The sequence below is a fragment of the Halorarius halobius genome (assembly GCF_024298865.1).
Taxonomy (GTDB): Archaea; Halobacteriota; Halobacteria; order Halobacteriales; family Haloarculaceae; genus Halorarius; species Halorarius halobius.
On the sequence record NZ_CP101161.1, the window covers coordinates 1,189,968 to 1,213,269 of the forward strand.

The 23,302-nt window shown below is 69.3% G+C and carries 24 protein-coding genes; 14 read left to right on the forward strand and 10 right to left on the reverse strand.

The genetic code is table 11. From position 1 onward, the window contains the following. Window positions 1-30 precede the first annotated feature (30 nt). The 3 genes from NL112_RS06320 to NL112_RS06330 form a co-directional block, all read right to left on the reverse strand. The gene (locus tag NL112_RS06320) at window positions 31-1,794 is read right to left on the reverse strand and encodes a PKD domain-containing protein (RefSeq protein WP_255151779.1); all 1,764 of its coding nucleotides are present in this window, start codon (window positions 1,792-1,794) and stop codon (window positions 31-33) included. A 79-nt stretch (window positions 1,795-1,873) separates the two neighbouring features. Next, the gene (locus NL112_RS06325; RefSeq protein WP_255151780.1) at window positions 1,874-2,416 is read right to left on the reverse strand and encodes a hypothetical protein; all 543 of its coding nucleotides are present in this window, start codon (window positions 2,414-2,416) and stop codon (window positions 1,874-1,876) included. 201 nt (window positions 2,417-2,617) lie between these two features. Then, a complete protein-coding gene (locus NL112_RS06330) occupies window positions 2,618-4,468 on the reverse strand; it encodes a hypothetical protein (RefSeq protein ID WP_255151781.1) in 1,851 nt (616 codons plus the stop codon). Between the two features lie 399 nt (window positions 4,469-4,867). On the opposite strand from NL112_RS06330, the gene NL112_RS06335 reads away from it, so the two are divergent. The 3 genes from NL112_RS06335 to NL112_RS06345 all read left to right on the forward strand — a co-directional run bounded on the left by NL112_RS06335 (window position 4,868) and on the right by NL112_RS06345 (window position 7,026). Next, a complete protein-coding gene (locus NL112_RS06335; protein WP_255151782.1) occupies window positions 4,868-5,473 on the forward strand; it encodes a DUF7344 domain-containing protein in 606 nt (201 codons plus the stop codon). After that, the gene (locus NL112_RS06340) at window positions 5,470-6,075 is read left to right on the forward strand and encodes a DUF7504 family protein (protein ID WP_255151783.1); all 606 of its coding nucleotides are present in this window, start codon (window positions 5,470-5,472) and stop codon (window positions 6,073-6,075) included. Before NL112_RS06335 ends, NL112_RS06340 begins: the two co-directional genes overlap by 4 nt. 141 nt (window positions 6,076-6,216) lie before the next feature. Further along, window positions 6,217-7,026, forward strand: a complete 810-nt coding sequence (locus NL112_RS06345) for a transcriptional regulator TbsP domain-containing protein (protein ID WP_255151785.1) — start codon at window positions 6,217-6,219, stop codon at window positions 7,024-7,026. Here NL112_RS06345 and NL112_RS06350 read toward each other — a convergent pair whose 3' ends face one another. Together NL112_RS06350 and NL112_RS06355 are read right to left on the reverse strand one after the other, a co-directional pair. Further along, window positions 7,027-7,989 carry a halocyanin domain-containing protein gene (locus NL112_RS06350; RefSeq protein WP_255151786.1) on the reverse strand — a complete coding sequence of 321 codons (963 nt, stop codon included), beginning with the start codon at window positions 7,987-7,989 and terminating at the stop codon, window positions 7,027-7,029. Between the two features lie 2 nt (window positions 7,990-7,991). After that, window positions 7,992-9,137, reverse strand: a complete 1,146-nt coding sequence (locus tag NL112_RS06355) for a multicopper oxidase domain-containing protein (protein WP_255151787.1) — start codon at window positions 9,135-9,137, stop codon at window positions 7,992-7,994. A 160-nt stretch (window positions 9,138-9,297) separates the two neighbouring features. Here NL112_RS06355 and NL112_RS06360 point away from each other — a divergent pair, with 160 nt between their 5' ends. From NL112_RS06360 to NL112_RS06375, 4 genes are all read left to right on the forward strand, one after another. After that, window positions 9,298-9,954 carry a helix-turn-helix domain-containing protein gene (locus NL112_RS06360; RefSeq protein ID WP_255151788.1) on the forward strand — a complete coding sequence of 219 codons (657 nt, stop codon included), beginning with the start codon at window positions 9,298-9,300 and terminating at the stop codon, window positions 9,952-9,954. A gap of 1 nt (window position 9,955) precedes the next feature. Continuing rightward, window positions 9,956-10,330, forward strand: coding sequence for a winged helix-turn-helix domain-containing protein (locus NL112_RS06365; protein ID WP_255151789.1), 375 nt, complete (start codon window positions 9,956-9,958; stop codon window positions 10,328-10,330). After that, window positions 10,327-10,602: a DUF7521 family protein gene (locus tag NL112_RS06370; protein ID WP_255151790.1), complete on the forward strand. Its 276-nt coding sequence runs from the start codon at window positions 10,327-10,329 to the stop codon at window positions 10,600-10,602. Before NL112_RS06365 ends, NL112_RS06370 begins: the two co-directional genes overlap by 4 nt. Window positions 10,603-10,711: 109 nt before the next feature. Continuing rightward, a complete protein-coding gene (locus NL112_RS06375; RefSeq protein ID WP_255151791.1) occupies window positions 10,712-11,446 on the forward strand; it encodes a response regulator in 735 nt (244 codons plus the stop codon). Between the two features lie 31 nt (window positions 11,447-11,477). Here NL112_RS06375 and NL112_RS06380 read toward each other — a convergent pair whose 3' ends face one another. Further along, the gene (locus NL112_RS06380) at window positions 11,478-12,998 is read right to left on the reverse strand and encodes an aldehyde dehydrogenase family protein (RefSeq protein WP_255151792.1); all 1,521 of its coding nucleotides are present in this window, start codon (window positions 12,996-12,998) and stop codon (window positions 11,478-11,480) included. 142 nt (window positions 12,999-13,140) lie between these two features. Here NL112_RS06380 and NL112_RS06385 point away from each other — a divergent pair, with 142 nt between their 5' ends. Further along, on the forward strand, window positions 13,141-13,857 hold the full coding sequence (locus NL112_RS06385) for a helix-turn-helix domain-containing protein (protein ID WP_255151793.1): 717 nt from the start codon (window positions 13,141-13,143) through the stop codon (window positions 13,855-13,857). On the opposite strand, the gene NL112_RS06390 is transcribed toward NL112_RS06385, so the two are convergent. Further along, window positions 13,850-14,683, reverse strand: coding sequence for a proline dehydrogenase family protein (locus NL112_RS06390; protein ID WP_255151794.1), 834 nt, complete (start codon window positions 14,681-14,683; stop codon window positions 13,850-13,852). The two genes, NL112_RS06385 and NL112_RS06390, sit on opposite strands and share 8 nt — an antisense overlap. 172 nt (window positions 14,684-14,855) lie before the next feature. On the opposite strand from NL112_RS06390, the gene NL112_RS06395 reads away from it, so the two are divergent. The 5 genes from NL112_RS06395 to NL112_RS06415 are packed head-to-tail and all read left to right on the forward strand — an operon-like array spanning window position 14,856 to window position 19,939. Continuing rightward, on the forward strand, window positions 14,856-16,166 hold the full coding sequence (locus tag NL112_RS06395; RefSeq protein ID WP_255151795.1) for an ABC transporter substrate-binding protein: 1,311 nt from the start codon (window positions 14,856-14,858) through the stop codon (window positions 16,164-16,166). A gap of 3 nt (window positions 16,167-16,169) precedes the next feature. Continuing rightward, entirely contained in the window at window positions 16,170-17,084 is a 915-nt protein-coding gene (locus NL112_RS06400) for a branched-chain amino acid ABC transporter permease (protein ID WP_255151796.1), read from the forward strand. After that, window positions 17,081-18,388, forward strand: coding sequence for a branched-chain amino acid ABC transporter permease (locus NL112_RS06405; protein WP_255151797.1), 1,308 nt, complete (start codon window positions 17,081-17,083; stop codon window positions 18,386-18,388). The genes NL112_RS06400 and NL112_RS06405 overlap by 4 nt, the downstream gene beginning before the upstream one ends. Further along, window positions 18,381-19,202: an ABC transporter ATP-binding protein gene (locus NL112_RS06410; protein ID WP_434084194.1), complete on the forward strand. Its 822-nt coding sequence runs from the start codon at window positions 18,381-18,383 to the stop codon at window positions 19,200-19,202. The genes NL112_RS06405 and NL112_RS06410 overlap by 8 nt, the downstream gene beginning before the upstream one ends. Next, on the forward strand, window positions 19,199-19,939 hold the full coding sequence (locus NL112_RS06415) for an ABC transporter ATP-binding protein (protein ID WP_255151799.1): 741 nt from the start codon (window positions 19,199-19,201) through the stop codon (window positions 19,937-19,939). Before NL112_RS06410 ends, NL112_RS06415 begins: the two co-directional genes overlap by 4 nt. Window positions 19,940-19,946: 7 nt before the next feature. Here NL112_RS06415 and NL112_RS06420 read toward each other — a convergent pair whose 3' ends face one another. Genes NL112_RS06420 through NL112_RS06430 form a run of 3 tightly spaced genes read right to left on the reverse strand, consistent with a single transcriptional unit; the run spans window position 19,947 to window position 22,534 of the window. Then, window positions 19,947-21,347 (reverse strand): outer membrane protein assembly factor BamB family protein, encoded by a 1,401-nt coding sequence (locus NL112_RS06420; RefSeq protein ID WP_255151800.1) that lies wholly within the window; start codon window positions 21,345-21,347, stop codon window positions 19,947-19,949. Window positions 21,348-21,400: 53 nt separating this feature from the next. After that, the gene (locus tag NL112_RS06425; protein ID WP_255151801.1) at window positions 21,401-21,955 is read right to left on the reverse strand and encodes a magnesium transporter; all 555 of its coding nucleotides are present in this window, start codon (window positions 21,953-21,955) and stop codon (window positions 21,401-21,403) included. Next, a complete protein-coding gene (locus NL112_RS06430) occupies window positions 21,956-22,534 on the reverse strand; it encodes a magnesium transporter (protein WP_255151802.1) in 579 nt (192 codons plus the stop codon). Window positions 22,535-22,626: 92 nt separating this feature from the next. Here NL112_RS06430 and NL112_RS06435 point away from each other — a divergent pair, with 92 nt between their 5' ends. After that, entirely contained in the window at window positions 22,627-23,286 is a 660-nt protein-coding gene (locus tag NL112_RS06435; protein ID WP_255151803.1) for an NUDIX domain-containing protein, read from the forward strand. The last annotated feature ends 16 nt before the right edge of the window (window positions 23,287-23,302 follow it).

The window sequence follows — 23,302 nt, forward strand, 5'->3', positions numbered from 1 at the left end:
CCGCCTGTTACCTAAACCGTTTGCGTCGGCTTACCGGCGGCGACCGCGCACGGGTTCGCCCGGAAGCGCGCGGTCGACGGCGTCGAGCGCCCGCGCCGGGAGGGAGGGTCCGTCGCGCTTCCGGACACGGTCGCGGTCACGCCGGCGCACGTACTGCCGGCGGCCGTACACCACCGCGAGCAGTCCCGCCAGCGGCAGGGAGACGCCGAGCATCAGCAGTTCGGCCGCCCCGCCCTCCTGGCGGACGCCGACCGACTGGCCGCCGGCCGCCGCCGGTACGTCGAGCGCGAACTCGCGGGTGCGGTTCGCGCCGTACTCGTCGCGGACGGTCACCTCGACGACGTGGCGACCGGGCGCGAACGAGCGGTTCACCGACCGTCCGACGAGCGTGGTGCCGTCCTCGAACCGCCAGGTGACGGTCGTCTCCCCGACGCGGTCGGTGACGTTCGCCCGGAGCGTCACGGGGCTCCCGGCGACCAGCGGCCCGCTCCGGTCGAGCGTCACGTTCGGCCGGTCGTTCGCCAGGATGCGGTAGCTTGCCGTGTCGGACTGCCCGAGGGCGTCGGTGACGGTCAGCGAGGCGTTGTAGATGCCCGGCTCCGCGAAGGAGACGTCCGCGATCTCGCCGCGCCGCTGGCCCACGCTCTCGATGTTCCAGGTGTAGCTGACGTCCGGCGAGGCGAACACCGCGAACACGCTGAACCCGGGGGTACGTGCGGCGAGAGTGACGGCCTCGTCGGACCGGTCGACGACCTGCGTCTCCAGCAGTTGCCAGCCGCCGGCGGTCGCCCGCCCGACACGGGCCGTGGTGGGGTCGGCGCCCGCCAGCGCGTCACGGTCCACGCGGATGCGGACCGTCGCGGGCGCGTTCTCGGTGCCTCGCGGCGGGTCGATGCGGACGATGCGGCTCACCCGAATCCGCTCGTCGACGGCGTCGGCGGTGCCGACGAGCGAGGTGTGGCCGTCGAGCGACACTGTCTCGTTCGTCAACACCAGCGCGTTCGCTCCGTCGACGGCGGTCGCGTTCCGCGCCCCGATGGTCCCGACGATGCGGGCCCTCGGCCGGCGCAGTGACGCGTCCTCAGACGGCAGTTCGTCGAGGTCGGTCACCGCCACCGTCGCGTTCTCGACCGGCACCGAGAACTGGACCGAGACGCCCTCGGCGGGGTCGGACGGCGCCGGCGTCGGCGCGCCCGGCGTCGGTATCGTCTCCGCGCCGCCGGTCCCGGGCTCGCCGCCGGTTCCGTTCGCGGAGGTGTCCGTGGCGGGGGTCGCCGTCTCGGACGTCTCCGTCGGCGTGGCCGTGCCGGGTTCGTCGGGCGTCTCCGTCCCCGGCTCGCGGACCTTCACCGTCAGCCGGTCCATCAGGTCGTCGCCCGCCTCGCTCCCGTGGGTGTCGACGACGAAGCCGACGGTCAGCGTCTCGCCCGGCGCGAGCCGGGCCGCGTCCTCGCTGGAGCCCACCCCGTCCCCGTCGGCGTCGACGACACTCACGCGGTCGCCCGCGTCGTGGGTTATCCACACCAGAAGCGGCGCATCGCCCTCGTTCGTGAGGTCGAACACGTTCCGCACGGTGGTCGTCGCGTCGGGGTTGACGCCCGCGTCCGCGAGGTCGACCGAGAGGTTCCCCTCCTCGATGGTCGCGTACTCGCCGTTGGGGCCGTCGTGGGGCGCGGCCACCAGCGACGGCTCGCTGTCGGGGAACAGCTCGTCGCCGGTGACGGCGCCCGTCGGGACGACCAGCCCCAGCAGGACGAGGGCGAGCACGACGGAGTCGAGACTGAAGAGTTTCATCGCTGATGGGGTGTATGTGGTCGGCGGGCTGTTCGTCTCGCGCCCGGAACTTCGGGGACGGGAAACCCGAGCTGGCCGGCTATTCTGCAGTGAACGTGACCGACGTGAGGATGCTCTCGTCGTCTATGTCATTTGCTAGCTGGCTGTCACTAGTGGTGTCGAACTCGAAGTTAATCAAGACGGAGTCGCCGGGGGTGAGTGTCTTTTGTCCGCTCACTAAGTCCGTCCCGCCAGCAGTTTCGACTGTAACAACGTCTGCTGGGTCGACAGTCCCATCGTCGTTCGCCAGGGTGACGCTGAGATCAACGTCATCCGAACCTTGGTTCGTTACCCTCAGAACTTTGTCGAACGTGGTCACTGCGTGAGGGTTGATACCGCCAGCGGAGCCATCACCGTCGTTGAATTTCAACTGGATAGCTCCGGTAGCGTTCTGTTCCGCCACCCCGGAGACACCGGTATTCGTGGACGCTTCTAGCTGGAGCAGCGCTGCGTCGTCGCCTGCCACGTCAACATCTGCGGTACGAGTCGCCTCCACGCTGCTGAACGCACCGGTCGCCGCGACCAGCGCGATGGCCGCGAAGATGGCCAGCAGCGCGAACAGTTTGCCTTTGGGTCGTGTCATGGTTGGAGTCGCACGCACCCCGCACCAGACGGAGCGGAGTATGACGCGCTTACCACCACCGATACCCCCTATCCCCTTTGTAAGCCCGGTCTACTCCGTCGCTAGGGACGCTTACTTGCCCCTGCCGAACTCCTCCGAACGGTGGTAGGCGTGCCTAACGGACCGTTTAGGGCATCTGTCGGTGGTCGGTGTTTCTGGGTGTTACGACCCGAACTGCGGGACGAGCAGGAGGTCGCCGTTCCAGTAGTGGAGAAACGAGACGAGCACCAGCACGGTGCCCAGCGCGGCCCCGAGTGCCATCAGTCGGGCGACGGTCCGGTCGAGGCCGTCGCGGTCCCGAACGTCGGCGGCGACCGTCACGACCGCGAGCGCCGCCGCGGTGAGGAGCGCGATGTCACCGTGCATCGAGATGATCTCGTTCTTCGAGAGCCCGAGCCCGACGGTCGGCCCGAGCCGGAACAGGACGACCGAGACCAGGCTCCCCACCCCGACGCCGTACGCGTAGGTCCACAGCGCCGCCGTCTGGTTTCGCTGGAGGCTCCGCTTCACGACCGGCACGCGACAGACGAGATACACCAGCCCGGGGACGACCGGCACGAGATACCTGACGGTGAGCTGGACGCGCAACGGGAGCCGGGGGAGATACAGCAGCGTGAACAGCGCCACGTACACGATGACGAATGCGTCGGTTCGGCCATCCGCCGAGGCGAGCCACGCGCGGAGGCGCTCCGTGCGCCCTTCGTGTCGCAGGCTCGGCAGGGCACCGACGAGGGCCGCGAGGAACGGCACCGATTCGAGGACGCTCAGGTTCCGGGCGCTGCCCACCCGCTGGCCGGTCAGGGCGTCGAAACCCCGGTCGACGAACACCTGATACAGCCGGAGCGGTTCGGCCAGAAGCACGTCCAGCCCGTCGGCGTACACCGACCAAACGAGGACGAGCGGGTCGAGTATCGGCGATGCGGCGCGCCCCAGTCGCTCGACGAGCGGAGTCGTTCCGCCGCCACCGCCGCCACCGCCGCCACCCGACGGTGGGGGCCCTCCGCCCGTCCCGCTGAACCCGGTGAGTTCCATCACCGGAGCGGTGAGGGGGTCGCCGGTGACGAGCGTGTTCGTGACCAGAAACGGGAGCAACGAGAGCGCGAACGCGGAGCCGACTCCGGTAAGGTGCATCCGGTCGTTCGACGGCGCCGTCGCTACATCGAGAGGCAGGAGCACGGTGAACAGCACCGCCGCTTCGGCGGGGTTGACCCACGCCGTCAGCCCGACCGCCCCGTACGCGAGACAGCGATGGACGAGCCCGCGTCGCGGCTCCGATTCGGTCCGGCTCACGGCGAACCCGTACACCGCGAGCAACGCGAGCAACGCCGTGAACACGTGTCGCTTCGGAATCGACGCCCAGTAGGCGACGCTCGTGGCGAGCACGACCGCGCTTCCACCGAAAGCGCCGAGCGTCCGGGACTCCACCCGGCAGAGGAGCCGATAGACGAGGACGCCGATGAGCGCCGTGGTCACCATAGCGAGCAGTTGTAGCGCGAGCGCGAACCGGGCGCCGTAATCGAGCGGCCCCGCGAACAGCGCGTTCGCCAGCGCGACGACCGAGACGACGCCGGCGGCCGCGAGCAGTGCCCCGCGCCGCTGGCCGCTCACCGCTCCGGCGTGGTGTGCGAACCCGAACACGGCGACCGCCCAGATCCCGACCGCGACGAACCGCACCCCGACGATGGGTCCGAACAGTTCGAGTAGCCACAGGAACGGGAGTGCCGCGACCACGATGCCGTAACTGCGTCCGTACAGCCGCCCGTCGATGGTCACCGTCCCCGGCCACGACACCTGGCTCTGCCAGTACAATCGGCCGTCGGATACTGCCCGGAGCGCGTTCACGAGCGTGAAGTTATCGTTGATGAAGACGCCGCTCTGCCAGTAGAGACCGAAAAACGAGACGGCGCCGAACAGGATTGCGGCACCGACTCGGCCGCCCACGACCCGCAGGGCGAAGCTACGGAGGTGTGAGAGCGCGTGGCCGCCGCCGGTCGAGACTCGCGGTGCAGTCATCGCGGTGTGTCGCCGACGCAGGCCCCGTCGCGTCCGGTTACGACGGCGGCCGGGGTGCTGGCGTTCACAGCTCCGGCCCTCCGGTTCGCGTATCGGTCCGTCCCCCGTCCCCCTTGGCCCCTGCAGGCGAACGCCGGTCGACCGTGTGGTCGAGCCGCATACGCGGTTTCGGGAGTCGACTGACAAAACTGGTTCGACCGACGGACGGCATCCGTCGGCTACCGCTCCACGGTCCGGTCCAACCATACAAATTATTACTGTTGTATGGGTTGGTTTTTCGAACGTCAGATGCTATTTTCAACCGTGATAGCTACTCAACGGGCTGATATGCGCGACAACATTTCCCACGAGTGATTTATTATCCACGAACGTCACCCTCCTTTCGAGAACGACTGATGGATGGTCGACACAGGTGAACAGCCGGCCGTCGAGGAAGAGACGACAGAGGGGACGGGGGAGGCGGGGCTCTCCAGCGAGACCCTGTTCGACGTACTGACGGCGAAACGCCGGCGGTACGTCCTCCACCATCTCAAACAGCGGGGCGAGGAGGTGCCCGTCCGTGACCTCGCCGAGCAGGTGGCGGCGTGGGAGAACGACAAGCCGGTCGAGGCGCTCTCCTCGAAGGAACGCAAGCGCGTGTACGTCTCGCTGTATCAGTCGCATCTATCGACGCTCGACGACGAGGGTATCGTCGAGTACGACCAGGACCGCGGCGTCGTCGCGCTGTCGGCGGCCGCCGACGAGATAGACGTCTACATGGAGGTCGTACCGGGCGAGGACATCCCGTGGAGCCGGTTCTACCTCGGACTGACGCTCGCGGGGGGTATCGCGCTGGCGCTCGTCTACTTCGACGTCCGGCCGTTCACGACGGTTCCGGACATCGGCTGGGCGGCCGTCGTGCTCGTGGTGTTCGGCGGGGCGGCGCTCGTGCAGACGGCCGCCTCGAATCGGATGCGGTTCGGCGACCCCGGGCCGCCGCCGGAACTGGAGGGGGAATCGGAATGAGCGACGTGGAACTCTCCCCGGAGACGCGCGACGCACTCGATGCCGACCAGCACGTCCTCGTGGTCGCACCGGACGGCGTCGACACCGAGGAGACGGTGTGTCACCATCTGCTCACCGACGGGGACCCCGACGAGGAGTCGGTGCTGACCGTCGAACTCTCCGGGTCGCCGGCGGAGAAACTGGCGACGTGGCGACGCGACGACGTCGAGCGACCGCGCAACGTCATGCTGTTGTCGGTCGGCGACTGGGCGGGCCTCGAGACACCCCCCGGTGTGCGCGTCGAGTCGATAACCAACCACCGCGACCTTCCGCGACTCGGCATCAAGATAACCGACCTCGTGGGGGAACTGGATGAAGACACCCCGGGGGAGGTCGCGCTCTGTTTCGACTCGCTGACGGTACTGCTCCAGTATCTCGACTTCGAACTCGTGTTCCGGTTCATCCACACCTTCCGCTCCCGACTCGACTCCTACGACGTGCGGGTCCACTACCACCTCGACCCAGAACAGGTGGGGGAGGAGGCGACCGGGACCGTCCGGACGCTGTTCGATACGGTTCTCGAAATCGACGACGACGGCGCGTGCACCGTCCACAGCGAGTGAGGCGGCCGTTTTCGCGCGTCGAGCCGATCCGAAGCGACGCGACGGCCCCCCGGCTCGTCGTTTCCTATATTTATTAATTGGGTACTTGGAAATCCAAGGTGGCACCGAAACCATCATTTTCACCCCCTGAGAACGCCCGGTGTGGACGCAGCACACGAAGGCTCGCTGGCGGACGTGCTGGCTGCCGCGATGGAGGACGACGAAGCGGTCGTCGCCTGCGTGAGCGCCGCTGCACTCGTCGCCGTCGTCGACGCCGTGGAAGTTGCCGACCGGAGCTCGCCCGTGCGGGTGCTCGCACCGGCGGGTGCGGTTCGCGTCATCGACCGTGACCAGGTCGTCGCCGCCAGGCTGGCGGACCTGGACGCCGCCGGTGCGCTCAGTGTCCGAACGGGCGACCCCGGCGACGAGACGGTCGTCGTCGCGGGCGACCGCGCCGTGGCGGTGCTGACCGCGGTTCCCGACGACGCGCTCGGGGTGCCGACGGACGACGCCGACGCGGTCGAAGCGGTCCGTGCGGGTATCGAGCGACGCTGGGCGGACGGCGACCCCTACCGGCCGGAGATTCCGGCCCACTCGTCGCTGGTCGCTTCCATCGGCGAGACGTTCGACGACGCGACTGGTACCGACCTCGACGCCGCGCTCGCGCTCCCGGCGGTCAGAGGCCTCGAGGCCGACTTCGACCTGGTCGAACTGCTCGTGCTTCTGACCGCGCGCCATCGTCACCAGTTGTACGAACTGACGCAGTGGGGCTCTGACACGGGCGTCGCCAGCGTCGGCACGTTCTCGCAGGCGAAGCGTCGGCTCGAGGAACTCGGACTCGTCGACACGGAGACGGTCCACTCCGGAAGCGTCGGTCGCCCCCGACAGCGGCTCGTTCTCGGCGACGAGTCGATGGCCGAGATGGAGGTCGAGGAGTTCCTCGACACCGCGCGCCGCACGCTCGACGCGTAGCTACTCGTCGCCGGTCGTGGCCGTGCGCTCGTGGAGGCGCAGGCCCAGCGCCAGCGGCGCGGACAGCACCGCGGCGGCACCGCCCATCGCGGCGACGCCCTGCCACGTCACCTGTTCCTGTGGGCCCTCCCCGACGACGACGACGCCGCGCATCCCCTGGTCGCCGTACGTGGTGCACTCGTAGGTGGCGAGACCGTCACCGTCGAACTGGACGGCGTAGATGTGCCCCTCGCTCGCCACCTGCTCGGACTCGATGCCCAGCTCGGGGTCGACCACGTCGTACTGCCGGGGACCGACCCACTCGAACCGCACGACAGTCCCGGGGTCGACGTGAATCGCCGCGGGCGCGAACGCCAGCGGGCCGCCGTTGCCCTCGGCACCGACCTCCACCGTCACTTCCGAGTTGCCCCGCAGGTCGCGGACGCCGTCGTAGTTGTCCGTCTCCGCGAGCCAGCCGTCGAACGACCGCGTCTCGCCGGCGGTGCCCTCGTCTCCCTCGTCGCTCGACGGCGTGGGCGTCGCGCCGCCGGGGAGAGTGACCTCGCGGTCCCCGACGACGACCGCGCCTTTCATCCCCATCGCCTTGTGGGGCGCACAGTAGTACTTCGCCACGCCCGCCGTCTCGAACGTCCGCTCGAAGGAGCCCTCGCTCTGCATCGGGGACTCGAAGCGCCCGTCCTTGGCGACGACGTTGTGCGACCCCTGCGTCCACGTCCACCGGACCGTCGTTCCGGGGTCGACACGGACCACCGGCGGGCCGAACCCGAACGCGCCGCCGTTCCCCTCGGCGCCGACCGCGACTTCGACCGTCGCGTTCCCGGTGCGGTCGACGACCTCCGTGGCGCCGTCGGTGTTCGACAGCCATCCCGAGAGGTCGGTCCCGGCGGCCGCCCGGCCGGTGCCGACGGCCGCCGCCGCGGTTCCGACCGTCGCCGTCTTCAGGAACGCTCTGCGCGTCGGCATGGTCAGCCCTCGTAGCCCGCGTACTCCATCAGTTGCCCGAAGATGTCGGTGTCCATCGCCTCCTTGTAGACGATGCCGCCGAGCATCCCGCCGGGGTAGGTGGCGCCGTTGCGGACGTGGTCGACCTTGTGGCAGTGCATGAGGTAGATGCCGGGGTCGGCGTCCGCCTCGAACTCGACGGTGTAGCGCTCGGCGGGCGAGATGCCCTGCACGTCGCGGGCGTACCGGGCCACCTCGGGCACCGGCGAGCCGTCCCGCTCGACCACCGTGAACCGGTGGTTGTGGGTGTGCATCGGGTGGGACATGAACCCCGCGTTCACCCAGTGGAGGCGGACGGTATCGCCCCGTTCGACGATGATGGGACTGCCGTCCTCGGGGTGGAGCGTCCGGGGGGCGGACTTCCCGTTGACCGTGAACACGTCGGGCCGACGGTTCGTGATGTCGTAGGTGACGTCCTCGCCGCCGAACTGCCGGGAGAGTCGGCTGTCCCACTCCTTGACGGTCATGAAGTACTCCTTGTCGGCCGGCTCGTACCCCTTCGGGTCCACCCGCAGGACCCCGTACATCCCCATGTCCATGTGCCGGGGCGTCTGGTAGTGGCAGTGGTAGAGATGCGTCCCGGGAACGTTCGCGGTGAACTCGTAGGTGTGGCTCTCGCCGGGGTCGACGGTGACGCCCGTCGTCGTCGGCACGCCGTCGTTCTCCCACGTCTTCTGGATACCGTGGACGTGGAACGTGTGGGGCATGCTCATCCCCGAGTTGTCCAGCGTCACCTCGAACTCGGTGCCCTCCTCGACGCGGAGCACCGGTCCGGGCACCGACGGCGCGCCGTCGTCGGCCTGCCACGCCCACACCTGCGGGAGCGTGACCGGCCCGCCCATCGTCTCCGTGGGGTGGACGTGGTGGGTCGCCTTCACCGTCTTCAGCGTCACCGCCCCACCCCGCTCGTTCAGGTCGACGACCTCCGGAGGGCTGGTCGTCGGGAGCGAGGAGGCCATCGACCGGGCGGCCCCGCTCTCGACCTCCGTGGCCGACGGCTCCGTGGTGGCCGTACAGCCGGCCGCCGCAACCGTCCCTGCGGTGCCCGTCGCCGCGACGAACTCCCTGCGCGTGATACCGTCACCCGGCGCACCAAACGTCTGCGTCATACACCTCCGGCTTGTAGGGGGATGATAAAGCGCGCCTCGGCGATTCCCGCCCGCTGGAACCGGCCCGAACAGTTTCGCCCCGGAGTATTTAAACGCGTCCCACGACCACGGCACGGCCAGTCAGTTAGGGATATGAGGGAGGCGCTCGGAGGACGACTGGATGCCGCAGGCTCGACTGACCGTACGCCTCCCCGACGATGCCTGGATAGGGCGCGTCTCGCGGGCGTACCCCGACGCCCGATTCCGGGTGCTGTCGGCGCTGTTGGAGGCCGACGACGCCGGCGTCGTCGTGTTCGAGGTGGACGCCGGCGCGGACCTGTCGGCGGTGGTCTCGGCCGTCCGCGACGCGGCGGCCGTCTCCGACCTGTCGGTGCTCGGCCGGTCGTCCGGCCGGGCCGTGATGCAGGTCGAGACGACCACGCCCGGCCTGTTGCGGGTCGCACGCGACGCGGGCGCGCCGGTCGTGCTCCCGTTCGAGGTCGACGACGGCTTCGTTCGGTGGACGCTCAGGAGCGACGCCGACAACCTGGCGGCGCTCGCGGAGCGACTCGAGGCGACCGGCTTCGAGTTCGAGGTGGCGTCGGTCGGGCCGGTCGACGACCCGGACGACGGGCTGACGCCGCGCCAGCGTCGCGTCGCACGGCTCGCGGTCGAGCGTGGCTACTACGACAGCCCGCGGGGCTGTGACCTCCGCGACCTCGCCGCGGAACTCGACGTGGCGGTGTCGACGTGCAGCGAGACCCTCCGGCGCGCGGAGGGGGAGATACTCCGCCGGTATCTGTCGACCGGCGAGACGGTCGCCGCGGAGGGGGCCTGACGTGTCGTCGAACCCGTTCGCCCCCGAGGAGCCGGACGTCGAGGTCGTCCTCGACGCGCTGGACGACGACGACTGCCGGCGCATCATCCGCCGGCTGGACGAGTCGATGACCGCCTCGGAAGTCTCGGACACGTGTGACATCCCCCGCTCGACGGCGTACCGGAAGCTCGAACTGCTGAGCGAGGCGTCGCTCGTCGACGAGGAGGTAGAGGTGCGGTCGGACGGCCACCACACGACCCGCTACCTGCTCGACTTCGAGACGGTCCACATCGACCTCGACGACGACCGCGACCTCGACGTCCGGGTCGAGCGCCCCGAACAGTCCCCGGAGGAGCGCGTTGCGACCCTCTGGGAGGAGGTCAGAAAGGAAACATGACACACACGACCGTTCTCATCGTCGCGCTGAAGAGCCTCACCCTCGTTTTGGGGGGTCTCATCACCTACTACAGCTACCGCGCGTACAAGCGGACCGGCGCGCAGGCGCTCCGGGCGCTCGCTATCGGCTTCGGCATCGTCACTTTCGGGGCCCTGCTCGCGGGCGCGGCCGACCAGTTCCTGCCGCTGGAGCAGACGATAGCCCTCGCGGTCGAGAGCGCCTTCACCGCCGCGGGGTTCGCCGTCATCGTCTACTCGCTGTTCGTGGAGTGACGGCTCGGCGCTCGAACCGGATGAACGATATTTATGCGCCGGGAGTCCTACCGTCCGGTATGCACACACGGTCGCCACGTCGTCGGGCACACGGCCCGGGTGAACTCGCGTGACACCCGACGACACCATCCACGTCCTGCTCGTCGACGACGACGAGGAACTGCTGGAGACGGTCGGTGCCATGCTCCGGCAACACGAGGGCGTGGTCGTGACGACGGAGCCGTCGGTGCCCGCGGCGCTCGACACGTTCGACGAGTCGTTCGTCGACTGCATCGTCAGCGACTACGACATGCCCGGGATGGACGGACTGGACTTCCTCACCGCCGTCCGGTGGCACAGCACCGACATCCCGTTCATCGTGACGACCGCCCACGGCAACGAGCGGGTCGCCAGCGAGGCGGTCCGGTCGGGTGCCACCGACTACATTCTCAAGGAGGGCGACTGGGTGACCGAACTGTTCGACCACGTCCAGTCGGCGGTCGTCGCGCGCGACGAGGGGAAACTGGCCCACGCCAGTTCCCGGTTCCAGCAGGCCATCGACGCCATCGACGGCTACGCGGTCGTGATGCTGGACCGCGACGGCCGGGTGATGACCTGGAACGAGGGGGCCGAACGGCTCACGGACCGCCCGGCGACCGAGATAGTTGGCGAGCGGGTCCACGACGTGTTCGCGGACGGCGACGCGCTCGACGAGGTGCTACGGACCGCAAGCGACCGCGGCACCGCGGAACTGAACCACGACCTGGTCCGCGCACAGGGGTCGGACCGCCCCGTCACGGGACAGGTCACCCACGTCACCGGCCACATCTCGGAACCGAGCTACTTCGCGGCCGTGTTCCACTAGCCGGCGCCCTTTCTCGGCGGAAACGTCGCCGCTAATCGTCGCCGGTTTTGATGTCCGCCGACAGTCCCTGTGCCATCTGGATGTCTTTGGAGTTGTTGAGCGTCCAGGCGGTTCGTTCGGTGACGGCTTCGATGACTTCGCGTGCGGAGGGGTAGCCGTTGCCGGATTTCTTGACGCCGCCGAACGGCAACTGCACTTCGGCGCCGATACAGGGGAGGTTGCCGTATGCGAGTCCGAGTTCGGCGTTGTCGCGGTAGTAGTTTATCTGCCGGTAGTCTTCGCTGATGATGGCGCCGGCGAGGCCGTACGGCGTGTCGTTGTGAATCTCGACGGCGCGTTCGATGTCGCCGGAGTATTCGAGGAGTGCGACGTGGGGGCCGAACACCTCCTCGTGGGTACACCGGAGCGGGTCGTCGGCGTCGGCTTCGTAGACGAAGGGGCCGACCCAGTGGCCGTCCTCGTGGCCGTCGGGAATCTCCCCGGCCGGCAGGTCGGTCCGGTCGACGAGCACGTTCACGCCCTCCTCGCGGGCCAGGTCGTTGTACCGGCGCACCTTCTCGCGGTGCTCGGGTTCGATGAGCGGACCCATGAAGGTGTCTTCGGAGAGGGGGTCGCCGACGGCGACGCTCTCGGCCACCTCGACGAACCGCTGTTTGAACTCGTCGTAGACGTCTTCGTGGACGATGAGTCGTTCGGAGGAGACACAGCGCTGGCCGGTGGTCTTGAACGAGGACATCACCGCCGAGTGGACGGCGACGTCGAGGTCCGCGTGTTCGGTGACGACGACCGCGTTCTTCCCGCCCATCTCGCAGGCCGCAAGCTTCCCCGGCTGTTGGGCCACCTTCGCGGCCACCTCCTGCCCGACCTCCGCGGACCCGGTGAACAGGACGGTGTCGACGCGGTCGTCGTCGACGATCTCGGCCCCGGCGTCGCCGAACCCCTGGACGAGGTTGAAGACGCCGTCTGGGATGCCGGCGTCCTCGAACATCTCGGCGATGATTTGGCCGCACCAGGGCGTCTGTTCTGCGGGTTTCCAGACGACCGTGTTGCCTTCGACGAGAGCGACGGCCATATGCCAGAAGGGGATGGCGACGGGGAAGTTCCAGGGGGTGATACAGCCGACCACGCCGCGTGGCTTTCGGCGCATGTAGGCGTCTTTTTCGGGAATTTCGCTCGGTACCACGTCGCCTTTGGGGTGGCGCGCGTCGCCGGCGGCCCACTCAACCATGTGGTAGGCTTCGATGACGTCGGCGCGGCCCTCGCTGATCTCCTTGCCGCACTCTTTGGTGACGACTTCGGCGAGTTCGTCGGTGCGGTCGCGGAGTTCGTGGTAGATGTCCCAGAGATACTCCGCGCGGTCGATGTGGCTCGAATCGCGCCAGTCGCTCGCGGCCGCGTCGGCCGCCGCCAGCGCACGGTCGATGTCCGCGGCGGTGCCGCGGTGGAACGTCGCGAGCGTCTCGCCGGTCGCCGGGTTCCGCGACGCGAACGTCTCGGACCCCTCGCCGTCTGTCCACTCGCCGCCGATGTACTGCTGGTAGGTGTCCGGCATGTCCGGTCGTCCGTCGCCGGTCCGCGTAACTTCCGGACCGCCCATGGTCACCCTCCCCACGGTGTGGGAGCCTGACCGACCATGGTCGGGCCGTCTTTGGTAGGGCGTCACATACATCTTTCCGGACGTGATAGAGTCACCGATGAGTCAGACCCCGAGCGCCGGGACGCGGCTCACCCTCGACCTGTGGCACCCCAACTGCTGGGCCATCGAGTCGACGGAGCAGGTCGGCGGGGGCGTGCTCGCCCACGCCATCTACAACACGCCGAAGACGGCTCCCGAGTCGGTCAACGGACTGTTCACCGCGTTCGGCGACACGACGGCGGAGGTGGAGCGACTGCTCGAGAAGATAAGCGCCTCCGACCACGCCGGCGAACTGCTGGAACTCCAGGAGCGGTTCGGGCGCGCCCGGTCGGCGCCCGGCAACGTCGTCCGGGAGTTCTTCCTCGAGTACGACCCCAACGACATGGTGTGTCCGACGCTACTGGAACACGGGTTCGTCCACAGCGCGCCCGTCCGCATCGAAGGGGGCCGCGAGGAGTGGCAGGTCCGGTTCACGGGCGACCGCGGGGAGATCGAGGCGGCGCTGGACGGGGTCCGCGAGCAGGCGGGCGCGGAGGTGTCGGTCGTCGCCATCCACGCCGCCGACAGCAACGCGCCCGCGACCGAGCGAACCGAGCGTCTCGACTCGCTGACCTCCACCCAGCGGGAGGTGTTCGAACACGCGCGCGAGGCCGGCTACTACGAGTGGCCCCGAGGCTGTTCGACCCGCGACCTCGCGGACGACCTCGACGTCTCGAAGACCACCCTGCTCGAGCATCTCCGGAAGGCCGAGTCGAAACTGCTCGACCCTACGTGAGGACCGCCCGTAACGCGAACAGCGCGTTCTCCTTCCGCTCGCGGGCGCGCCGGTAGAAGTACTGGAACCACCGGTCGCCGTACGGGACGTACTGGTACACGTCGTAGCCCGCGGCCGCGAGTTCGACCTGTGCGCGCTCGCGGACGCCCATCAGCATCTGTATCTCGAACTCGGTGCCGTACTCGTCGTGGAGGTCGAGCGCGTAGCCGGTCATCGCGGGGTCGTGGCTCCCGACGGCGACGCCGCCGTCGAACTCGCGGAACGCGTACTCGAGACACTCCCGGTAGGCGTCGTTCACCCTCGACTTCTGCCGGTACGCGATGTCGGACGGCTCGTCGTAGGCGCCTTTCACCAGTCGCACTTTTCCCGGCAGGTCGGCCAGCCGTTCGAGGTCGCGGCGGGTGCGCTTCAGGTTCGCCTGCACGCAGACGCCGACCGCGCCGTCCGTCTCGCGGGCGTGTCGCTCGAAGGCGTCGAGCGTCACGTCGGTCGTCCCGTGGTCTTCCATGTCTATCCAGACGAAGCAGTCGCCGTCGGCCGCCGCCACGATCCGCGCGAGGTTCTCCTCGAACGCCGACTCGGAGACGCCGAGCCCTATCTGGGAGGGTTTCACCGAGACGCAGGCGTCGCGGCCGCGGTCCGCGAGTCGCTCGACCAGGTCGACGTACGCGTCGGCGTCGGCGTCGGCCGCCGCCCGCTCGTCGTAGTGTTCGCCGAGCAGGTTCAAGATGGCACCGACGCCGTCGTCGTTCAGCGTCTCGACGTGGGCGAGCGCAGTCGCCGCGTCGTCGCCGGCGACGAAGTTGCTCGCAATCGGCGGAATCATGCCATCGACACCGCCCCCGACCGCCCTAAATCGCCCCCCGACCAAACGTTTCCGCCGAGAAAGAACGAATATTAATTGGCAGGCGGGGGAGTCGCCGTTCGGACCGCCGCGTCCCGACCATGGTCGGGGCGGAGTATAGGGTCGGAGTGACGAAACCTATCGCCACATCGTTATGACACCGAATGACACGCGGCGTCCCACGCGGCGCGACGTCCTCCGGGCGTCGGGGCTCGCCGGCATCGCGGTTTCGGCCGGCTGTGTGAGCACGACCGACGACGACGGTACCGAGACGGACAGTCCGACCGAAACCGACGGCGGAGGCGGTGGCGGCGGAGGCGGTGGTGGCGGAGGTGGTGGCGGTGACGAGGGGCCGTACACCATCGGGATGGTCGACTCGCTGACGGGGTCGCTGTCGGCGTTCGGCCAGCGGAACCAACGCGGGAAGGACCTCGCGCTGTCGGCCGTCAACGAGGTCGGCATCCACGGGCGCGAGTTGAACATCATCGTCGAGGACTCCCAGTCACAGTCGCAGGCGGGCGTCTCCGCCGCACAGAAACTCGTCAACCAGGACGGCGTCCCGTTCGTCATCGGCGCGGTCGGCTCTGGGGTGTCGCTCGCCATCTACGAGTCGGTCATCCAGAACACCGACGTCGTCCAGTTGAGCCAGAACTCCACGAGCCCGGACCTGACGGACTTCCCCGGCCTGCTCCGGATGTCCCCGACCGGGAGCACCCAGTCGAGGGCGCTGGCGGACATCATCGGCGAGGACGGCTTCGACTCGGTTGCGATGGCGTGGGTGAACAACGACTACGGGCAGGGGCTCGCCGAGACGTTCCGCGAGGAGTGGGACGGCGACATCGCGTACGACCAGTCCCACGACCAGGGCCAGTCGTCGTACTCATCGACCGTCTCGGGGATGGCCAACGCCGACGCGGACGCGTGGCTGTTCATCACCTACCAGCCGGAGTTCACGACGATGGCCCAGGAGGCGTACTCGAACGGCTACGAGGCGACGTTCTACGGCGCCGACTCCGTCGCCGGGCCGGACGTGCTCTCGAACACGCCGGAGGGGAGTCTCGACGGCATGAAAATCGTCACGCCGTCGGCGGCCATCGACCAGGAGAACTACCAGAACTTCGCCAACGAGTTCGAAAGCGAGTACGGCGAGACGCCCACCTCGTGGTCGGCGTTCGCGTACGACTGCGTCGTCACGGCGGCGCTGTCGATAGCGACGGCCGACGAGTTCACCGGTGCCGCCCTCCAGGAGACGGTGCGTGACGTGACCCGGCCGGAGGGCGAGGAGGTGTTCACCTTCGCGGAGGCGATGGAGGTGCTCGGCGAGGACGGCACCGCCGATGACATCGACTATCAGGGCGTCTCCGGCCCCATCGACTTCGACGAGAACGGCGACCCGGTCGGGTTCCTCCAGATACTGACCGTCGAGAACCACGAGTACGTCCAGACGGGCACCATCGAAGGCTGAGGGATGTCCGTCCTGGAATATCTGGCGAACGGGCTGGTGTTCTCCAGCATCATCGTGCTCTCGAGCATCGGTCTGTCGCTGGTGTACAGCATCGCCGACTTCGCCAACTTCGCGCACGGCGACACGATGACCGTCGGCGCGTACGCGGCGCTGGTCACCTTCGGGGCGGTCGGCGGTCTCGGCGCGACGGTGCTCGGTCTGCCGCTGGGCTTCTTCGTCGCGCTCGCGGCCGGCGTCGCCGTCGCGGCCCTCGTCGCGGTGCTCACGCACAAACTCGTGTACGAACCGCTGGAAATCGGCTCCATCGGCATGCTCATCACGAGCATCGGCGTCGCGTTCGTCTACCGCGCGCTCGTCCAACTCGGGTTCGGCACCGACTTCACCGAGTTCGGCATCCAGGTGTTGCGTCCCATCGACGCGCTGATTCCGTTCGGCATCCGGGTGACGCTCCACGACGTTGCCATCGTCGCGTCGGCGGCGATACTGGTCGCGGGGCTCCACAGCCTGCTCCAGTACACCGACCTCGGCCGGAAGATGCGTGCGACCGCCGACAACCCGGACCTCGCGCGGGTGTCGGGCATCCGCGTCAAGCGGGTGAAGCTCTGGACGTGGATAATCGGTGCGGGGCTGGCGGGTGCCGGCGGCGTGTTCCTCGGTCTCTACAACCAGGTGTCGCCCCGGATGGGGTTCAACATCCTGCTCGTCGTGTTCGCCGCCGTCATCCTCGGGGGCATCGGCTCGGTGTACGGCGCGATGCTGGGCGGGTTCCTCATCGGGATGATAAACCAGCTGACGCCCCTCCTCACGGACGTTGGCATCCCCATCGGCATCGAGTACGCCAACGCCATCGCGTTCGTCATCATGGTCGCGGTCCTGCTGGTCCGACCCAACGGCATCGCCGGGGAGGTGACGTCGTGACCGACGCCGCGGGGCGGTGGGCCGCGCTCACCCGCGCCGAACAGGGCGTCGTCGCGTTCGTCGTCGGCCTGTCGGCGCTTCTGGTGTACGGGCTCGTCACCGGCGGGCTCGGCCCCACCTACTTCCTGTATCTGGTAGGGCTGGTCGGGATGTACGTCCTGCTGTCGTTCGGGCTGAACGCCCAGTGGGGGTACACCGGGCTCATCAACTTCTCCGTCGCGGCGTTCTTCGGGCTGGGCGCGTACGGGACCGCGCTGTTGACGGCCGGCAACTCCCCCATCGCGGGCGGCATCAACCCGCTGGCGGGGCTCGTCGTCGGCCTGTTGCTGGCGGCGGTGCTGGCCGTCATCATCGGAATTCCGACGCTCCGCCTGCGGGCGGACTACCTCGCCATCGCCTCGCTGGGACTGGCCGAGGTGGTCCGGTTGGTGGTCCTCAACGAACGACAGTGGACCAACGGGAGCGCCGGCCTGCGCGGGATTCCGGGGTTCTTTCAGGGCTGGCCCGTGCTGTCGACGTTTCCCGAAGCGATGCCCGGGCTCCGGGTCGAGATAGTCTCGGGGAGGGCGATACTCCTCGGGGAGCCGTTCTGGCAGGCGCTTCTGAACGTCTCGCTCGTGTTCGTGTTCGTCGCGGTGACGTTCCTCCTGCTCCGGCGGGTCCACCGCTCGCCGTGGGGACGGGTGCTCCGCACCATCCGCTCGGACGAGGACCTCGCGGAGGCGCTCGGCAAGAACACCTACGGGTTCAAGATGCAGTCGTTCGTGCTCGGGAGCGTCATCATGGCGCTTGCGGGCGTGTTCTACGCACATCTGAACCTGTTCGTCAGCCCCGGCGACTTCGAGCCCATCAACACGTTCTACGTCTGGATTGCGGTCATCCTCGGCGGGAGCGGCTCGAACCGGGGGGCGATGTTCGGCGGGTTCGTCGTCATCGCCATCCGGGAAGGGACGCGGTTCCTCGGCAACCTCCTGCCGGGGTCGCTGTCGATAACGCTTCCCGAGGGGGTCGCCGCCGCGCTCCCGGCGCTCGTCGAGGGGGCCATCGCCGGCCTGTTCGACCTGTTGACGAACACGTACACGACGGTCGTGAGCAACTTCGCGTCGACGCGACTGCTCGTCGTCGGCCTGCTCATCATCCTCGTGATGCGGTTCCGGCCCGAGGGCGTCCTCCCGCCCCAGCGGGAACTCATCTGGCCGGCCGCACTCGACGATGCCGACGTGCCCGACCCGGGCGCCGGAAAGCGACCCCACGGGGCCGAGGAGGGCGACGCGGCGGCCGACGGAGGTGGTGCCGGTGAGTGAACAGCGCGAGCGGCCCCCGGTCCACGAGGGGGGGAACCTCTCGAAGCCGAACGTCGTGCTCGACGTCGACGGCCTCCGGAAGTCGTTCGGCGGACTCGTCGCGACCGACGACGCCTCGTTTCAGGTCGAGCGGGGCACCATCACCGGCCTCATCGGCCCGAACGGCGCGGGGAAATCGACCATCTTCAACCTCGTCTCGGGGTTCTACGAGGAGGACGCCGGCACCGTCCGCGTCAACGGCGCCGACGTGACCGACGACGAACCCCACGAGATTGCCGACCACGGGCTGATACGGACGTTCCAGACGCCCCGGAAACTGGAGGGGATGACCGTCCGCGAGGCGATGCTGGTCGGCCCGCAGACCCAGACCGGCGAGTCGTTCCTCGCGCTGTTCACCTCGGGCGGGACGGTCCACGAACAGGAGCGGGCGAACCTCGAGGACGCCCAGCGCATCCTCGAGCAGTTCGAAATCGGGCATCTCGCCACCCAGCCCGCGACCGACCTCTCGGGCGGGCAGATGAAGCTCGTGGAACTGGCCCGCGCGATGCTCGCGGAGCCCGAGATACTGCTCCTCGACGAGCCGGTCGCGGGCGTGAATCCGACGCTGGCGAATAAACTGCGCGAGCACATCGCCCGGCTCAACGAGGCGGGCGTCACCTTCCTCATCATCGAACACGACATGGAGTTCATCATGAACCTCGCGGACCCCATCATCGTCCTCGACCAGGGGAGCGTCCTCGTGGAGGGCGACCCCGAGGCGGTCCGGGGCGACGACCGAGTCATCGACGCCTATCTCGGAGGGCCAGACGCATGAGCGCCGAGCAGACGGCCCAACCGATGGCCGGCGGCGCTGTCCTCTCGGTGGAGAACGTCGACAGCGGCTACGGCGACGTACAGGTGCTCGACGACCTCTCGCTGTCGCTCGCACAGGAGGAGATCGCGTGTCTCGTCGGGCCGAACGGCGCGGGGAAGTCGACGGTGCTGAAGACGGTGTTCGGGATGCTGACGCCGTGGTCCGGACGGGTACGCTACCACGGCGACGACATCGGCGGGATGGCGCCCGAGGCCATCGTCCGGGAGGGTATCGGCTACGTCCCCCAGACGGACAACGTGTTCGGGAGCCTCACAATCGAGGAGAACCTCCGGATGGGCGGCGTCGCCCGCTCGGACGACCTCGACCCCGTGCTGGAGCAACTGTACGACCGGTTCCCCATCCTGACCGAGAAGCGGTCGGCGAAGGCCCGCACGCTGTCGGGCGGCCAGCGGCAGGTGCTCGCGTTCGCCCGCGCGCTCGTGATGGAACCCGACGTCCTGCTCATCGACGAGCCCTCGGCGGGGCTGGCGCCCAACACCGCCGACGAGGTGTTCGCGGACGTACAGGCGGTCAACGACCTCGGTACGGCCATCCTGATGGTCGAGCAGAACGCCCGGAAGGGGCTGGCTATCTCCGACCGCGGCTACGTCCTCGACCAGGGGAGCGTCGCGTACGCCGACGACGCCGACGCCCTGCTCGACAACCCCGAGGTGTCGCGGCTGTATCTCGGCGGCTGACCGGCTCCTACGCTTCGTCCGCGAACGCCAGCACTACGCCGTCCTCGGTCGTGGCGTACGCCCGGTTCCCGGCGACGACCGGTTCGTTCGTCGTCGCGCCGGTCTCGTAGCGCCACCGCTCCGTCCCGTCGCGGTGGAACGAGGCGACGGTTCGGCCCCCGTCGCCGTACGGAGTCGCCGCGAGGACGCCGTCGGCGAGCGGCTGGAGGTACGCGGCGTCCGGGAGCGACGCCCGCCAGCGAACCGAGCCGTCGTCGGCCGCGAGCGCGTAGACCGTGCCCGCCTGGTCGCCGGCGTAGATGCCGTCGCCGACGACGGCACCCGTCGCTCGCTCGTCGGTCGTGGCCGTCCACGAGGCGTCGCCGGCGCGCACGTACGACACCGTCCCGCCGAGACCGGCGACGACGACGGGGTTCGCCATCGTGGTGCCGAGGTCGGTCGGCACGTCGGCGACGCTCACGGGGACGTAGTTCTCGCCGCGTGCCGGCTCCGTGCTGTAGCGCCAGCGTTCCTCGCCGGTCGAGAGCAGGTGTGCGACCAGCGGGTAGCCGTCCTCGTTGCGCTCCGGCGATTCGGTGAAACAGAGCGCGCCCGCCGTGGCGATATCGGTCTCGGCGTTGCCCAGCGGCTCGCCGCCGGCCGCCCACAGTTCCGAGCCGCCGGTCGCGTCGTAGGCGGCGAGGTCCTGCCCGGCGTCGCTGTACAGCAGGCGGCCGTCGTCGACGGCGCCGCCCATCGCATCGCCGGCCTCGCGGCTCCACGCGGTCGAGCCGTCCGGCGCGACGGCGAACAGCGTCTCCCCGCCGGTGCCGAGGGCGTCGTCACGCGTGCCGACGAACAGCCGGCCGCCGTCCGCGGCGACGACGACGAGGAACTTCCCCCGGGGCGTGGTCGCCCACAGGCGGTCGCCGCCCGCCCCGTACGCGAGCACACGCTGGTCGACGCCCGTGTAGCCGGTCGAGTGGCCGGTGACGGCGTGGACGCGCCCGTCGTGGGCGACCGGCCGCCTGACGACCGGCGCGTCGGTCGTCTCGTGCCAGCCGACCGCGCCGTCCGCGGCGTCGAGCGCGTAGATGCCGCCACCCGGTGCGTCTTCGCCCGGTGTGGGCGTCGTGATGCGGTTCTCGCCGGCGCCGACGTACACCCGGCCGGTCTCGGGGTCGACCGTCGGCGGATGCTCGACCGTCTCGGGGAGCCGCACCGCCCACGCGAGCGCGGGGTCGTCCGCCGGGAGGCGTTCGGGTTCCTCGGGCGTCGGGGGCGGCGACGGGCTGTCGGTCGGCGACTCGGAGCCGATGGGCGTCTCCGGCGGGTCGGCCGGGCCGTCCGTGCCGGGGTCGCTCGAACAGCCGGCGAGGCCGGCCACGGTCGCGGCGAGTGCAGTCAGGTACGCGCGTCTGGAGGGCATGTCCGGGCGTCGCCGTGCGTCCGGCATAAGCCTCGTGGAGGCACAAACAGCCGCTACAGTACGACGCGTACCACGCCGAACAGCACGAGCACCCCCAGCACGTCGCAGGTGTTCGTGACGACGGGCAACACCACGTCGTCGGGGTCGGTGCCGAGCCGGTAGGCCGCGTAGGTGGCGACGAGCGTGACCACGACGGCGAGTGCCGCCAGGACCGCGCCCGAGGCGGTAGCGACGAACACGACGACGCCGAGCGGGAGCCGCGCCCCACCGACGAGCGACTGGAGGAGCCACGCGCCCGCACCGACGACGGGGAACAGCGTCACCGCAAGCAGGGCCGTCGCGAGGGCGTTGCCCGCGAGCGTGTCGTCCGCGGGGTCGAAGGAGAGCAGGCCCAGATGGACCGCCGTCGAGAGCCGCGAGGCGAGGATGCTCCCGAGGTTGCCGCCCATGCCGATGACCACCGGCACGAGCACCAGAAGCGAGGGGTAGCGCAGTAGCGTCCCCTGGAACGTGTCGAGCACCAGCCCCGAGGCGAGTTCCACGAGCGTCAGGACGACGAGCACGGGGAGCATGTCGCGGACGATGGCGCGGACGGTCCAGCGGGCCATCTACCCGCCCCCCATCGCGAGGACGATACGCGCGGCGACGAGCAGGGTCGCCACCCCCACCACGTCGCCCGTCGTCGTCACCACCGGCCCGGCGAGCGTGTCGGGGTTCAGCCCTCGGCGGTAGCCGAGGAACACGACGCCGACGACGGCGACGGTCAACAGCACGCCCGAGACGAGTCCCGCCAGCAGGGCGATGCCCACGAGCGTTCCGAGCGAGGCGTGCGGGCGGCCGAGCGCCGCGAGCAGTGCGAACCCCGCGGTCGCCGCGAACGCGGAGACGACCAGCCCGTTGGCGAGCGCCGCGGTCACGGCCGCGCGCAGGCGCTCGTCGCCCGCGTCGAACCGGGGTTCGACGAGCCCCTGGTGGAGCGCGCTCGCCAGTCGCGCGCCGAGCGACCCGTACACGTTCCCGCGGGTGGCCAGAAGCGCCGGCACGAGCAACAGCAGTCCGGGTATCTCCGCGAGTTCCGCCTCCATCCCGCCGAGGACGACGCCCGCGAACAGCCCCCCGACCGCGCTGACGGCCAGCACCGGCAGGGCTTCGCGGTAGGCCTCCGTCGCCACCTCGCGGACGGTCATCGGGTGAAGCGACGCGCGCCGGGGTCAAAAGCGTGGCCGGGTGAACGCGCCTTCACCGAGTGCTTTTGCCCGCCGCGCGCCCATCCCCGTCGATGGCCGAGGCGACCGACCCCGAGACGGTGGTCGAACGCAGTCGGGACCACACCGAGCGACTGCTCGACGAGGCGCTCGACCCGTTCCCCCACGCGACGACGCTCGACCCGCTGGTCATCGACCCGCCGCGGTACTTCGACGACTCGTTTCCCGACAGCGCCGACGAGCAGTTCGACCGCTGGGCCGGCATCGGCGGCGCCAACGTGTTCGACGTGCGGGACGGCGAGCCGAAGATGCTCGCGGTCAAGCCCGGCTACAAACAGCGGTGGACGGGACCGGGCGGCGACCTCGAACGCGCGGACCGACCGGAGGGAGCCCCACGGTCCGACCGAGCGACGACCGGCGGGAGCCGCGAGTGGGAGTCCCTGGCCGAAACCGCACGCCGGGAGGTCCGCGAGGAGACGAACTACGAGGTGGAGCTGACGGGCGTGTTCTACGCCCGCGAGGTCCACATCGACTACGGGCCGCCCGCGCCCGTCCGCATCCCGATGGTCGTCTACACCGCCCGGCCCGTAGAGGGTCGCCTCGCCGTGCCCTGGAACCGGGTGCCATCCGGCGAACCGGAGATCGAGGACGCACGCTGGTTCGCGGCCGACGACCTGCCCGAGAACCTGCAGGACCGCGAGCGGATACGGGCGTGTCTGGAGGAGATGGAATAAATGGAAATCATCAGAA

Coding starts and splice junctions, on each gene's coding strand:
- NL112_RS06435 (WP_255151803.1), top strand. CDS start 22,627: ATGGCCGAGGCGACCGACCCCGAGACGGTGGTCGAACGCAGTCGGGAC.
- NL112_RS06380 (WP_255151792.1), bottom strand. CDS start 12,998: ATGCCGGACACCTACCAGCAGTACATCGGCGGCGAGTGGACAGACGGC.
- NL112_RS06335 (WP_255151782.1), top strand. CDS start 4,868: ATGGTCGACACAGGTGAACAGCCGGCCGTCGAGGAAGAGACGACAGAG.
- NL112_RS06325 (WP_255151780.1), bottom strand. CDS start 2,416: ATGACACGACCCAAAGGCAAACTGTTCGCGCTGCTGGCCATCTTCGCG.
- NL112_RS06390 (WP_255151794.1), bottom strand. CDS start 14,683: ATGATTCCGCCGATTGCGAGCAACTTCGTCGCCGGCGACGACGCGGCG.
- NL112_RS06350 (WP_255151786.1), bottom strand. CDS start 7,989: ATGCCGACGCGCAGAGCGTTCCTGAAGACGGCGACGGTCGGAACCGCG.
- NL112_RS06340 (WP_255151783.1), top strand. CDS start 5,470: ATGAGCGACGTGGAACTCTCCCCGGAGACGCGCGACGCACTCGATGCC.
- NL112_RS06415 (WP_255151799.1), top strand. CDS start 19,199: ATGAGCGCCGAGCAGACGGCCCAACCGATGGCCGGCGGCGCTGTCCTC.
- NL112_RS06425 (WP_255151801.1), bottom strand. CDS start 21,955: ATGGCCCGCTGGACCGTCCGCGCCATCGTCCGCGACATGCTCCCCGTG.
- NL112_RS06385 (WP_255151793.1), top strand. CDS start 13,141: ATGAGTCAGACCCCGAGCGCCGGGACGCGGCTCACCCTCGACCTGTGG.
- NL112_RS06330 (WP_255151781.1), bottom strand. CDS start 4,468: ATGACTGCACCGCGAGTCTCGACCGGCGGCGGCCACGCGCTCTCACAC.
- NL112_RS06320 (WP_255151779.1), bottom strand. CDS start 1,794: ATGAAACTCTTCAGTCTCGACTCCGTCGTGCTCGCCCTCGTCCTGCTG.
- NL112_RS06430 (WP_255151802.1), bottom strand. CDS start 22,534: ATGACCGTCCGCGAGGTGGCGACGGAGGCCTACCGCGAAGCCCTGCCG.
- NL112_RS06395 (WP_255151795.1), top strand. CDS start 14,856: ATGACACCGAATGACACGCGGCGTCCCACGCGGCGCGACGTCCTCCGG.
- NL112_RS06420 (WP_255151800.1), bottom strand. CDS start 21,347: ATGCCCTCCAGACGCGCGTACCTGACTGCACTCGCCGCGACCGTGGCC.
- NL112_RS06400 (WP_255151796.1), top strand. CDS start 16,170: ATGTCCGTCCTGGAATATCTGGCGAACGGGCTGGTGTTCTCCAGCATC.
- NL112_RS06370 (WP_255151790.1), top strand. CDS start 10,327: ATGACACACACGACCGTTCTCATCGTCGCGCTGAAGAGCCTCACCCTC.
- NL112_RS06355 (WP_255151787.1), bottom strand. CDS start 9,137: ATGACGCAGACGTTTGGTGCGCCGGGTGACGGTATCACGCGCAGGGAG.
- NL112_RS06360 (WP_255151788.1), top strand. CDS start 9,298: ATGCCGCAGGCTCGACTGACCGTACGCCTCCCCGACGATGCCTGGATA.